The sequence below is a fragment of the Marinobacter vinifirmus genome (assembly GCF_002258215.1).
GTDB classification, from domain to species: Bacteria; Pseudomonadota; Gammaproteobacteria; order Pseudomonadales; family Oleiphilaceae; genus Marinobacter; species Marinobacter vinifirmus.
Window position 1 is genome coordinate 43443 of sequence record NZ_NEFY01000002.1, and the last position, 11467, is coordinate 54909.

The window sequence follows — 11467 nt, forward strand, 5'->3', positions numbered from 1 at the left end:
CGGCTCAGCGGGTTTCGAGCAGTTCGAAAGTCAGCCCCGCCCTGGTAGTCAGGCGCTCAAGCAACTTACCGTTAAGCGCAGAGGCCGGAGTCCAGAAACCACCAGGCACTTCGTCTTTCACATCAAAGGCCAGGCACATACCGGATTCACCCAGCATCTTGCCGGTAGAGCCGTAGCCCGGATCCCGGTCGCCCGTCACCTTGGTGATCAGGGTCTTGCCATCTTCTGTACGTCCGACAAAGCGGATGTCGTAGAAGCCTTTTTCCTGTGATTCCGGGCTTGGCCCCTCACCCGGCTTGGGCACCAGTTTTTCCACCACCCAGCGGGTTGGCTTGATGGCCGATGCGGTAAAGAAGGCGCCCAGGGCGGCCACAATGCCATAGGCCGTCAGGCGTCCCTTGGTGCCTTTGCCGGTCATGATGGCTTCGTCGTAGGTGAATTCCTTGCCGTAGCGGGCTTGCTGCAGGGCGTTAGAGCGATGAACCACCCGGGTATTGATGGCACCCATCACAAACGGTGCCAGCCAGGCATTGAAGGTTTTATCGAATTCCGCTGTTTTAAGGCTCGGCTGGCGCGTGCTGGAACGATGTTCCGGCGGGCAGATGGAGAACGGGTTAGCAAGCTCTTTCCGGAGCTTCGGGTCTGCCCCGGCCTCTTTGGCTACGTTGATCATGGAGGCTACAGTTCCGCCGGACAGCCCGCCCTTGGCCACTTTCACACGCATACGCACATCGCGACAGGGCTGGCCGAAGGTCTCTTCGGATTTCTGCTGCAGGAACCAGACGCCCATATCGGAAGGAATCGAGTCAAAACCGCAACAATGAACAATCCGGGCTCCGGTCTGCCTGGCCTGGTCTTCATAACGCTCTATCATCCGGCGAATCCACTGCACTTCGCCGGTCAGGTCGCAGTAATCGGTGCCGGTGGACACGCAGGCTTTCACCAGCGGCTCGCCATACAGCGCATAGGGACCAACGGTAGAAATAATCACCCGGGTCTGTCGGCACATGGCGGCAAGGGCGTCGTCGTCAGAGGCATCTGCCAGAATAACCGGCAATGCAGAGGCGTTATCCCCCAGCTCAGCCTTCAGGCTGGCCAGTTTGCTCTCGGAACGGCCGGCAATGGCCCAACGGACTTCACCACCGGTGCCGTAAGTCTCCATCAGATACCGGGAAAGAATCTGGCCCACAAAGCTGGTGGCGCCAAATACGACCAGATCAAACTCTGCCTGTGTGGTGTTGGTCATTATCTATCCTTATTCAAACGGGTGTTGGGTTACGATGGTAACAGGTTTGAACACAGGTTCTACTTTCCTGTTTACGCTGTCCGGGGCGTCCTCCCGGCCAATCGTTTGTCATGCAGACTGGGGCACACTCTGTACATGCACACAAGACACCCGGGAGGTGCCCTTTGAACACGTTGCTTGCACTCACCAGCCTGATTCTTCTGGTGTTCAGCGCCCTGCTGCTCTGGCAATTCCTCGAGCAGAAGAAGATGATCGCCCAGATGCTGGAGAACGAAGGTATCCCAGAGACCAGCCAGGATCCGGAATTGATACTGACCCTTCGGGTGCTGGACCCGATTTCCCTGGCCAAGCGGGAATCCCGGACCGGCCGGCTGCTTGCCGATCGCTTACCGGTAATGACCCGGAAAATGGTCTATCAGGAAGTCATGAAAGAACTCGAAGTGGAACTCGAAGAGCGTGATATCGATGTCGAAATGCACATTGAATACCGCTGAGGAGCCTCGGCCATGATCGCCCAGATTCTTGTTGCCCTGAGCCTTGCCGCCACCGCCGGCTGCCTGTTTGCCGGTTTTCGTGTATCCGGCGATAACCGCCGTGATCTGAGGATTCTTAACACCCACCGCATCAGTGCCCGCAGTGCCGTCCAGAAAAGCCGTATGGAACTGCTGGAAGTCCGTAACCGTGCGAAATTGCTGGAGGATACGGTCTCTGGCGGCGCCATGGCGGTCGAGAAAGTGCACAAGGCCATCGCCAACACCACGTTTGGCCTGATCGACATGTTTTCCAGCGATGAAGAGTTTCGCAACAGTACCAGGAAGGTCCAGCAAACCCATCACGAAAAAACCGAGCAGGTGTACAAGGCGGTCCGTACCACCAACCGGGCCCTGCATATCCTCGCGGATACCCTGATTATCGGTAAAGCCGAAAAACACATTGTTTCAAAAACAAAAAAGGCACCCTGAGGTGCCTTTTTTGCTAAAGAGATCCGAAAGTTACAGAACTTTCTTCAGCTCTTCTTCGAACTGCGGAACTGCTTCAAACAGGTCCGCAACCAGGCCGTAATCAGCAACCTGGAAGATCGGCGCTTCTTCGTCCTTGTTGATCGCAACGATCACCTTGGAGTCAGACATACCCGCCAGGTGCTGGATGGCACCGGAGATACCCACCGCAACGTACAGCTGCGGAGCAACGATCTTACCGGTCTGACCAACCTGCATGTCGTTCGGTACGAAGCCGGCGTCAACTGCGGCACGGGATGCACCAACAGCGGCACCCATCAGATCAGCAACCTGCTCCAGCATCTTGAAGTTGTCGCCGTTCTGCATGCCACGACCACCGGAAATTACGATACCGGCAGAAGCCAGGTCCGGACGGTCAGACTTGGCCAGCTCTTCGCCTACGAAAGAAGACAGGCCGGCGTCTTTTACAACGTCCAGCTGTTCTACCGAAGCAGAACCGCCTTCAGCAGCAACCGGGTCGAACGCGGTCGGACGTACAGTGATAACCTTGATGCTGTCGCTGGCCTTTACGGTCGCGATGGCGTTACCGGCGTAGATCGGGCGAACGAAGGTGTCGTCAGACTCAACGCGGATAATGTCGGATACCTGGGCAACGTCCAGCAGCGCAGCAACGCGCGGCATGAAGTCTTTACCGGTGGTACCGGCAGAAGTCAGGATGTGGCTGTAGCCCTTACCCACTTCAGCAACCAGGTCACCCAGGTTCTCACCCAGGAAATGACCGTACGCGGCGTTGTCTGCAACCAGTACCTTGTTCACGCCTTCTGCCTTGGCAGCGGCTTCAGCGACGGCGCCTACGTTCTCACCGGCAACCAGCACGTCGATGTCGCCACCGATGGCCTTGGCAGCCGCTACAACGTTCAGAGTAGCCTGCTTCAGGCTGCTGTTGTCGTGTTCAGCAATTACCAGGATGCTCATTTAGATCACCTTCGCTTCGTTCTTCAGTTTATCCACCAGCTCAGCTACGTCTGCCACCTTGATACCAGCCTGGCGTGCAGCCGGGGCTTCGACCTTCAGGGTGGTCAGGCGCGGGGCGATTTCAACACCCAGATCGGCGGGGCTCATGGCGTCCAGCGGCTTCTTCTTGGCCTTCATGATGTTCGGCAGAGAAGCGTAACGCGGCTCGTTCAGACGCAGGTCAGTGGTAACAACCGCCGGCAGGTTCAGGGCAACTGTCATCAGACCGCCGTCTACTTCGCGTGTTACGTTAACCTTTTCACCGTCAACAACCACTTCGGAAGCGAAAGTGCCCTGGCCCATGCCAGTCAGAGCGGCCAGCATCTGGCCAGTCTGGTTGTTGTCGGAATCGATGGACTGTTTGCCCAGAATAACCAGCTTGGGCTCTTCTTTCTCGACAACCGCCTTCAGCAGCTTGGCCGCTTCCAGGGACTGTACTTCTTCGTCAGTCTCGATGTGGATACCACGGTCAGCGCCAAGCGCCAGTGCAGTACGAATCTGCTCCTGGGAAGCCTTCGGGCCAATGGATACAACCACGATTTCACTGGCAACGCCCTTTTCCTTCAGACGAACCGCTTCTTCAACTGCGATTTCGCAGAACGGGTTCATTGCCATCTTGACGTTGGCGAGATCAACGCCGGTGTTGTCCGGCTTGACACGCACCTTCACGTTGTAGTCGATAACTCGTTTTACAGCGACCAGAACCTTCATAGATTCCTCGTTCTTCTACGATGGGTTTAATGAGTCTTCACAGTCAAAGGACCGGGTTGACCCGACCTGACAATGAGACGATACTAAAAATCGACTCAAAACACACGATATTTCGGTGTATACGTACAATGCCAAAGGTAAGGGCAGATTTCAAACAAACGTTTGTTTGATTCTTGAAATGCGCTATCCTTCGGGTTAATAACATTCATTAGAAGCTGTTTGAGGAGACCAACGTGGAACGCGAATCGATGGAATTTGATGTTCTGATCGTCGGCGGCGGCCCTGCTGGCCTGTCTGCAGCCTGCCGCGTCATGCAACTGGCGCAGGAAGCTGGCGAAGAACTGACTGTCTGTGTAGTAGAAAAAGGTTCTGAAATTGGGGCGCACATCCTCGCAGGTACCGTATTCGAGCCTACTGCCCTGAATGAACTCTTCCCGGACTGGAAAGAAAAAGGCGCTCCCCTGAATACGCCGGTTACCCGGGACGACATTTTCCTGCTCAAGAACCAGGAAAAAGCTACCAAGGTTCCCAATGCCTTTGTGCCCAAGAACATGCACAACCACGGCAACTACATTATCAGTCTGGGCAACCTGTGCCGCTGGCTGGCCGAACAGGCCGAGCAGCTGGGCGTAGAGGTTTACCCGGGCTTTGCCGCCTCTGAGACCATCATTGAAGATGGCCAGGTTAAAGGTATCATCACCGGCGACATGGGCGTGGCCCGTGACGGCTCCCAGAAAGATGGCTACATGCCGGGTATGGAGCTGCGCGCCAAGTACACCCTGTTCACCGAAGGCTGCCGCGGCCATCTGGGCAAGCGCCTGATCAGCGATTTCAAGCTGGATGAAGGCAAAGACCCTCAGCACTACGGCATCGGCATCAAAGAACTGTGGGACATTGACCCGGCCAAACACGAGCCGGGCCTGGTGGTTCATACCACTGGCTGGCCGCTGAATGAGTCTGGCTCTACCGGCGGTTCTTTCTTGTATCACCTGGAAAACGGCCAGGTTTATGTTGGCCTGATCACCGATCTGTCCTACAGCAACCCGCACCTGAGCCCGTTTGAGGAATTCCAGCGTCTGAAGCACCACCCTGAGGTGAAGAAGTACCTGGAAGGCGGCAAGCGTGTTGCTTACGGCGCCCGCGCCATCGCCAAGGGTGGCTACAACGCCCTGCCGAAAATGAGCTTCCCGGGCGGCTTGCTGCTGGGTTGCGATGCCGGCACCCTGAACAGTTCCAAAATCAAGGGCTCCCACACTGCCATGAAATCTGGCCTGCTGGGCGCCGAAGCGGTGTTCGAAGCTCTGAAAGAAGGCAAGTCTGGCGAAGAGATCACCAGCTTCCAGAAGCGCTTTGAAGACAGCTGGTTGTACAAAGAGCTGTACGCCGAGCGTAACTTCGGCCCGGCCATGCACAAGTTCGGTAACATCGTAGGCGGCGCCATTGCCTTCTTCGAGCAGAACATTCTGCGTGGCAGCCTGCCGATCACGTTCCGCGATACTACCCCGGACTACGCCACCATGAAGCCGGCATCCGAGTGCAAGAAGGTCACCTATCCGAAGCCCGATAACAAGCTGACTTTCGACCGCCTGTCCTCGGTGTTTATCTCCAACACCAACCACGAGGAAGACCAGCCGGTTCACCTGAAGCTGACCGATCCGGACATTCCGCTGAAGGACAACCTGCCCAAGTTCGACGAGCCCGCCCAGCGCTACTGCCCGGCCGGCGTGTACGAAGTGGTTGAAGCGGAAGATGGCAGCGGCAAGAAGTTCCAGATCAACGCCCAGAACTGTGTTCACTGCAAGACCTGCGACATCAAGGACCCTGCCCAGAACATCACCTGGGTAACGCCGGAAGGCGGCGGTGGTCCCAACTACCCGAATATGTAAGCGGGTGTACTGACCAGAAAATGCCGGAGCTCGTCTCCGGCTTTTTTGTGTCTTTTTTCGTGTTTTTTCGTGGATTTCGTGGCAAAAAACCAAAAAAAACGGCCCCCGCAGGAGCCGTTCTTTGATCAACCTTTCGGAAGAGATCAGTGCACGTGGCCGTGCTCTTGCTCTTCGTCGGTTGCTTCGCGAGCTTCTACTACTTCAACGTCGAAGTGCAGAGTCTGGCCAGCCAGCGGGTGGTTGGCGTCGATGGTGACGGTCTCGTCACTGACTTCAACAACGCGAACAACCTGGGGGCCGCCCGGAGTCTGGGCCTGGAACTGCATGCCCGGCTCGATGGTGTCGACGCCTTCGAAGGCAGAACGCGGAACCGGCTGGATCAGTTCTTCGTTAACTTCGCCGTAGCCTTCAGCAGGAGCTACAGAGACTTTAACCTGGTCGCCAGCGCTCTTTTCGTTCAGTGCGTTTTCCAGTCCACCGATAATGTTCTGTGCACCTTCCAGGTAAGACAGCGGCTCACGGCCTTCTACGCGGGAGGAATCGAGTTGCTCTCCCTGGTCGTTAGTGAGCGTGTAATGGATGGTGACAACACGAGGTTGGGCCATGTGATCTCCTTGCGTGTCGCAATGACTGTGTATTTAAGATGTAGGTAATCGAAAGTAATCTTGAACAGCCATACTGCACAGAGGGACTAACGACCACCGGGCCTCGTTAGAGAGCCAGGCTCGATAACAAGTAAGAAAAAACAGTTTAACAAGTGACAGACTGCGTTTTCTACCTCATTCATTGGGGTGGTCAGGGGCTTTTCAACCGCCCTGCCCGATTTTCCAGAATTTTCCGTGGCTAAAAACTCCCAGCACGGTTTCGCCGTTTACCGTTTGCTCTTCAACAAACTCTGCCAACTGGTAAAAGGCATTGGTCACCAACCGTGCTTCCACGCCGTGCCTGACGGCGACAACTGGCCGGGGCTCGTCGCTGTCGGGATAGGCCCCCACCTCAAGCGGATGGTCCGGGCCGATTTCCAGGGTTTCGCCCATATTGGTGGTCACCGAAATCACCTGGCTATCACCCTCTCCCGTGGCCTCTGCCGAGTGGGCCAGCAGCGGCGTGTCTTCTACCGCAATCCGCCACTTCTCAACCGGGGTGACCAGGTAGTAGGCGCCGTCCTGCTCTTTTCTCAAAATCGTGGAAAACAGTCGCACGATCGCTTCCCGGCCGATGGGTTTGCCCTCGAACAGCCAGGAGCCGTCCCGGGTGATCAGCAGGTCCATGTCCCCCAGCAGCCCCGGGTTCCATTGGTCTAGCGGTGGCAAGGCCTTGCCACCGGCATTCTGTTCAACAGCTGAGGCCAGTTCATCAGGCTTTCGGGTCATAGTGATCTACTCCGTTTACAGTCCGCGCATCCACTCGGGGCGCAGCGCCGCCGCACCGGGATTGCTGATGGCCAGGTTGACCTGCTCCAGCATTCGCTGCTTGTCCCGGCCCAGGGTGCCCTTGAGCACCAGGTAGTTGGAGGCATGGTCACTGCGGAAAATGGTTTTCTCCAGTTCCAGGTGCTCGAGGAACAGGCGGATTTCCTCAAATAAACCTTGCTGGCTCAGGGGTACGAAATCATCACCAAAACCCTCCCGGAAACGCTCTTCGCCCTGGGGAAAGCTGACAACCAGTGTCGACAGGTAATCCGGCTGGGTTTCGTTGCACAGGGTGGCGGTGTTGATGGCATGCTGGCGCGACAGGGTTTCACCACCCAGGCCGTTAAGCACCATCACAGAGCTGGTCAGGCCTGCCTCGCGAATCTTGGTCAGGGCGGAACGGGTGGATTCCCAGCTTTCACCTTTATTGATGCGTTTCAATACTTCGTCGTCGCCGGATTCCATGCCCACGTACAGGATGCCAAGCCCGGCTTCGCGCAACTGCACCAGGTCTTCAACAGATTTCTTCGCCAGGTTCCGTGGCAGGCAGTAGCTTGAAACACGCTGGAGTCCCGGAAAGGCGGCTTTCAGGTCGCTCAGGATTTCCAGCAACCGGCGGGTTGGCAGCACCATGGCATCGCCATCGGCCAGAAACACCCGGCGGACGTCACCGAAGGCCTCGGCAGCCTTTGCGATATCGGCCCGGATGTCCTCAGGCTTCCTGGCCCGGAATTTCTTCTGGGGCTGGGTGTACATTTCGCAAAACGTACACTGGTTCCAGGAGCAGCCGTTGGTCACCGGCAGGATCAGGGACTTTGCCTCGCTCGGCGGGCGGAACACGGGTTCGATATACTCGATCGGAAAGCTGTACATGGCGTCTCGAAACTTGAGAAATGGAATGACAGGGTAAAGATCAGGGCAGAAACTGCTCTTTCAAGTCAGCGCAGCCCGGGCCCACCACCGGCATATCCAGCACCACGGCCTGGGCGGTCATAAAGGGAATGCCCTTGCGATGGCCGTCCACCAGCAAGGTAGACAGGCTGCCCACCAGGGGCATGTGGGACACCAGCATCAAACGGGAAATATCGGTTTCCAGTAAAGCGTCAAGGCAAAGCCCAGGATCATCGTCCGGGGTAATGAACGGCTTTTCGTCTACCGGGCAATTCAGCACTTCAGAGACAATCGCTGCGGTTTGCCGGGCCCGGGTGTAGGGGCTGCACCAGATCCGGTCCGGGCGCCAGGAGGATTTGCCGATTGCCGCGGCCACGGCTGCAGCCCCGTGCCGACCCACATCGGTGAGCTCCCGTTCCTGGTCCAGGCTGTGCCAGCCGGCTTCGCCATGGCGCATGATGATCAGTTGCATAAGCGCTCCTCGTTCGCAGAAGCCTTTACTGGGTGATAGTCCGGGGCAGAATAAATTCTACGTCAGAGTTCTGTACCGCCATCATCAGGCTGCTGATGACCGCGTTGATCGAAGCACCGTTGTACAGAATCTCGTAAAGCCCCCGCACCAGCGGCATGTAAATGCCGATGGATTCCGATTTCTCCCGCACCAGTTTCAGGGTGTAGATGCCCTCGGCTACCTGGCCCAGCTCTTTCACCGCTTCGTCCAGTTGCTTGCCCTTGCCCACGGCGTAACCAATCCGGTAGTTCCTGCTTTTGTTCGATGTGCAGGTAGCAATCAGGTCGCCAACGCCCGCCAGCCCCATAAAGGTCATCGGGTTGGCCCCAAGGCTTACGGCAAAGCGGCTCATTTCCGCCAGCCCTCGGGTAATCAGCATGGCCCGGGCGTTTTCACCCATCTCCAGCGCCGAGGCCAGGCCGGCCACAATGGCGTAAATGTTCTTGAGGGCGCCGGCCAGTTCTACGCCATACACGTCTACGTTGGCGTATACCCGGAAATACTCGCACCCCAGTAGATCCTGCACCGTGCGGCGAACTTCCGGATCCTTGGCGGCAATGACCGTGGCGGTCAGCTCACGATTGACGATCTCGGCCGCCAGGTTCGGGCCGCTGAGAACCCCGGAGCGACAGCGTGGAAGCTCCTCCATCAGGATTTCGCTCATCAGCTTGAAGCCGTGTTCTTCAATACCCTTGGTCAGGCTAACTACAATCTGCCCCTCCCGGAATGCGTCGGCATTCTCGCGGATCACAGAGCGGAACGCCTTGGAAGGGATAGCGACCAATACCACTTCGGCCCTGGCAACTGCTTCGGCCAGATCTGTGGTGGGCTGCACGTCGCCTTCAATGGTGACATCCGGCATGTAGCGCTTGTTCACACGGGTACGGCGAACTTCCTCCGCCTGGGCTTCATCGCGCATCCAGAAATGGACGGTGTGGCCGTTTTCGCCAAGAACCTTGGCCATGGCGGTACCAAAGCTACCGCCACCCAGCACTGCAACGTCGTAAGACTTCGCCCCGTCTTTCGGGGGAGTGGTGTTTTCAGGCATATCATTTCCGTTTTATTGCGTACGGGCAGCGCACCCGTGGTGTTCTGAAACCTAGCCGGTTTCTTCACACTCGAGGGCACGCACCAGATTCTTGAATTCTTCCCTGTTCTTGCTGTTCATACCCATCAGGATTTTATGGGCGTCCAGAACCTTGTCTCTCACCTGCTGCTCGCTGGCCTTGAGTACGGGAATTTCTTCGAGTTCTTCTATCCGGGAAGCGGGCTCGCGCACAATGATAAAGATCTTGTCGAAACCCATTGAGGTAATAATGCGGGTAATATCAGGGTTGGTCGAGATCAGAGTCGGCAGGAAGCGGCTCTGCTTTCGGGCAGCCAGGGCAATCTTGGCCAGCAACCCGAGGGTGGTGCTGTCGATAATTTCGGTCTCTGTCAGATCGATAATTACCGTTTTGAACTGCGGGTTACCCGTGATGGTCTCAACCAGATTGTCCAGCGTCGAACACAGGTTCAGCCGGATTTCCCCAATAAACTTCAGGACGTAAATTCCCTGCTTTTCTGCTTGCAGGATCTTATAACCAGCCATTTTTCACACTGCCACTACGTCGACGACGTGTTATCTGGCCCGTCAAGGGCATCAGTTACCGAAACTATCGCGATATCGTCGGGCAACTCGGAGATGGTATCCAATCCCAGAGCCTCACTCAGCGATGCGATAGTGTGACTACCTCCAGACACGAGTTCAAGTAGTGTTCGTTCCTTTTCATCCAGCGATTTCGGAGCAATTACTTCCAGAATGCCGTCTGAAAACATCAACAACCTGAACGGCCGGTCCAGATGAACCTGATACACCTCCCATTCGGGATCTTCGAATAACCCCACCGGCAGGCCATTGCCTTCCAGAAACCGGGTTTCGCCGTCTTCAAACGACAAAATCGGCATCGGGAAATGTGCACCCACCGCATAACTCAGTATACGTTCAGATATGGAAATTATCCCCACAAACACGGTTACGTGTTTACCCAAACCGGTATCGAGCAGTTCCGAGTTGATCCGCTCGAGAAAGCGCTCCGGGTGAAGGATGTCGTCGCTGGACTGCCGTTTGAGGTTGCGCTGCAAACGATTGGTCAGGTTTTTCAGCAAGACGGTGACAAAGGCAGAGCTGGCACCGTGGCCGGAAACATCGGCGATGTATACCAGCACCTTGTCTTCGGAGATGCGGAAATAATCGAGGAAATCGCCGCTCAGGTAGAGCGAGGGTTTGATCTTGTGGTCGACCTGCAGCCCGGAAATCTGCAAATCGTGGTCCGGAAGCATTCGCAGCTGGACTTTGCGCCCGGCGTTCTGGTCTGCCCTCAGCTCCGCAATACCGCTACGCAGCTCCCGGTTGGTTTCTTCCAGCTCCTGTCGGTACAACTGGTTCAATCGGTTAACCCGCACCCGGTCGAACAGTTTGCCGATCACATCATCCAGTGCGCCTTTGTCGTCGTTGCAGGGCTTGAGCACCACATCGGCGGCACCGGCCCGCAGCGCCTGGATAACATCGGTACTGGAGTTACTGGCCGTGCAGGTAACCACCGGAATAAAGCTTTCCGAGTCCGCCAGCCGGGTGGTGAGATCACGGATGGCGTCGGCGGGCAGGTCTGCAAAGATGACGTCCGGGAGTTTATCTTCGAACAAGCCGCGGGCGGACTGGATATCGGGATACCCGGTCACGTAGAAACCCCTCGCTTCAAGGTAGCGTGACAAATCGTTTCGAGCCTGTTCGTCGGCATCGATAATCAGTATGCGCTCGGTGCGCGAGTTCATGTTGATTGCCTTAAACTACCAGC

The 11467-nt window shown here is 56.6% G+C and carries 13 protein-coding genes; 3 read left to right on the forward strand and 10 right to left on the reverse strand.

Annotation, left to right across the window (positions count from 1 at the left end; all coding sequences use genetic code 11):
* Window positions 1-4: 4 nt before the first annotated feature.
* Window positions 5-1246, reverse strand: a complete 1242-nt coding sequence (locus tag B9Q17_RS02640; RefSeq protein ID WP_094624009.1) for a saccharopine dehydrogenase family protein — start codon at window positions 1244-1246, stop codon at window positions 5-7.
* Between the two features lie 164 nt (window positions 1247-1410).
* On the opposite strand from B9Q17_RS02640, the gene B9Q17_RS02645 reads away from it, so the two are divergent.
* Window positions 1411-1740, forward strand: coding sequence for a hypothetical protein (locus tag B9Q17_RS02645; protein ID WP_022988224.1), 330 nt, complete (start codon window positions 1411-1413; stop codon window positions 1738-1740).
* 12 nt (window positions 1741-1752) lie between these two features.
* The gene (locus B9Q17_RS02650; RefSeq protein ID WP_094624010.1) at window positions 1753-2208 is read left to right on the forward strand and encodes a hypothetical protein; all 456 of its coding nucleotides are present in this window, start codon (window positions 1753-1755) and stop codon (window positions 2206-2208) included.
* Window positions 2209-2238: 30 nt separating this feature from the next.
* Here the strand turns inward: B9Q17_RS02650 and B9Q17_RS02655 are convergent, their stop codons facing one another.
* Both B9Q17_RS02655 and B9Q17_RS02660 read right to left on the reverse strand, forming a co-directional pair.
* Complete coding sequence (locus B9Q17_RS02655) at window positions 2239-3180, reverse strand: electron transfer flavoprotein subunit alpha/FixB family protein (RefSeq protein WP_058340905.1); 942 nt, start codon at window positions 3178-3180, stop codon at window positions 2239-2241.
* Entirely contained in the window at window positions 3181-3930 is a 750-nt protein-coding gene (locus tag B9Q17_RS02660; RefSeq protein WP_022988221.1) for an electron transfer flavoprotein subunit beta/FixA family protein, read from the reverse strand. It abuts the gene before it with no gap.
* A 233-nt stretch (window positions 3931-4163) separates the two neighbouring features.
* Here B9Q17_RS02660 and B9Q17_RS02665 point away from each other — a divergent pair, with 233 nt between their 5' ends.
* A complete protein-coding gene (locus B9Q17_RS02665; protein ID WP_094624011.1) occupies window positions 4164-5816 on the forward strand; it encodes an electron transfer flavoprotein-ubiquinone oxidoreductase in 1653 nt (550 codons plus the stop codon).
* Between the two features lie 143 nt (window positions 5817-5959).
* Here B9Q17_RS02665 and B9Q17_RS02670 read toward each other — a convergent pair whose 3' ends face one another.
* The 7 genes from B9Q17_RS02670 to B9Q17_RS02700 all read right to left on the reverse strand — a co-directional run bounded on the left by B9Q17_RS02670 (window position 5960) and on the right by B9Q17_RS02700 (window position 11444).
* Complete coding sequence (locus B9Q17_RS02670) at window positions 5960-6421, reverse strand: FKBP-type peptidyl-prolyl cis-trans isomerase (RefSeq protein WP_058340902.1); 462 nt, start codon at window positions 6419-6421, stop codon at window positions 5960-5962.
* A gap of 201 nt (window positions 6422-6622) precedes the next feature.
* Entirely contained in the window at window positions 6623-7189 is a 567-nt protein-coding gene (locus B9Q17_RS02675) for a DUF1285 domain-containing protein (protein WP_022988218.1), read from the reverse strand.
* A 15-nt stretch (window positions 7190-7204) separates the two neighbouring features.
* On the reverse strand, window positions 7205-8101 hold the full coding sequence (locus B9Q17_RS02680) for a radical SAM protein (RefSeq protein ID WP_094624012.1): 897 nt from the start codon (window positions 8099-8101) through the stop codon (window positions 7205-7207).
* Window positions 8102-8141: 40 nt separating this feature from the next.
* On the reverse strand, window positions 8142-8591 hold the full coding sequence (gene sixA / locus B9Q17_RS02685; RefSeq protein WP_022988216.1) for a phosphohistidine phosphatase SixA: 450 nt from the start codon (window positions 8589-8591) through the stop codon (window positions 8142-8144).
* Between the two features lie 25 nt (window positions 8592-8616).
* Window positions 8617-9678 carry an NAD(P)H-dependent glycerol-3-phosphate dehydrogenase gene (locus B9Q17_RS02690; protein WP_058340899.1) on the reverse strand — a complete coding sequence of 354 codons (1062 nt, stop codon included), beginning with the start codon at window positions 9676-9678 and terminating at the stop codon, window positions 8617-8619.
* Between the two features lie 51 nt (window positions 9679-9729).
* On the reverse strand, window positions 9730-10221 hold the full coding sequence (locus B9Q17_RS02695) for an STAS domain-containing protein (RefSeq protein ID WP_022988214.1): 492 nt from the start codon (window positions 10219-10221) through the stop codon (window positions 9730-9732).
* Window positions 10222-10235: 14 nt separating this feature from the next.
* Window positions 10236-11444: a PP2C family protein-serine/threonine phosphatase gene (locus B9Q17_RS02700; RefSeq protein WP_058340898.1), complete on the reverse strand. Its 1209-nt coding sequence runs from the start codon at window positions 11442-11444 to the stop codon at window positions 10236-10238.
* Window positions 11445-11467 lie beyond the last annotated feature (23 nt).

Coding starts and splice junctions, on each gene's coding strand:
- B9Q17_RS02640 (WP_094624009.1), bottom strand. CDS start 1,246: ATGACCAACACCACACAGGCAGAGTTTGATCTGGTCGTATTTGGCGCC.
- B9Q17_RS02650 (WP_094624010.1), top strand. CDS start 1,753: ATGATCGCCCAGATTCTTGTTGCCCTGAGCCTTGCCGCCACCGCCGGC.
- B9Q17_RS02655 (WP_058340905.1), bottom strand. CDS start 3,180: ATGAGCATCCTGGTAATTGCTGAACACGACAACAGCAGCCTGAAGCAG.
- B9Q17_RS02660 (WP_022988221.1), bottom strand. CDS start 3,930: ATGAAGGTTCTGGTCGCTGTAAAACGAGTTATCGACTACAACGTGAAG.
- B9Q17_RS02670 (WP_058340902.1), bottom strand. CDS start 6,421: ATGGCCCAACCTCGTGTTGTCACCATCCATTACACGCTCACTAACGAC.
- B9Q17_RS02675 (WP_022988218.1), bottom strand. CDS start 7,189: ATGACCCGAAAGCCTGATGAACTGGCCTCAGCTGTTGAACAGAATGCC.
- B9Q17_RS02680 (WP_094624012.1), bottom strand. CDS start 8,101: ATGTACAGCTTTCCGATCGAGTATATCGAACCCGTGTTCCGCCCGCCG.
- sixA (WP_022988216.1), bottom strand. CDS start 8,591: ATGCAACTGATCATCATGCGCCATGGCGAAGCCGGCTGGCACAGCCTG.
- B9Q17_RS02690 (WP_058340899.1), bottom strand. CDS start 9,678: ATGCCTGAAAACACCACTCCCCCGAAAGACGGGGCGAAGTCTTACGAC.
- B9Q17_RS02695 (WP_022988214.1), bottom strand. CDS start 10,221: ATGGCTGGTTATAAGATCCTGCAAGCAGAAAAGCAGGGAATTTACGTC.
- B9Q17_RS02700 (WP_058340898.1), bottom strand. CDS start 11,444: ATGAACTCGCGCACCGAGCGCATACTGATTATCGATGCCGACGAACAG.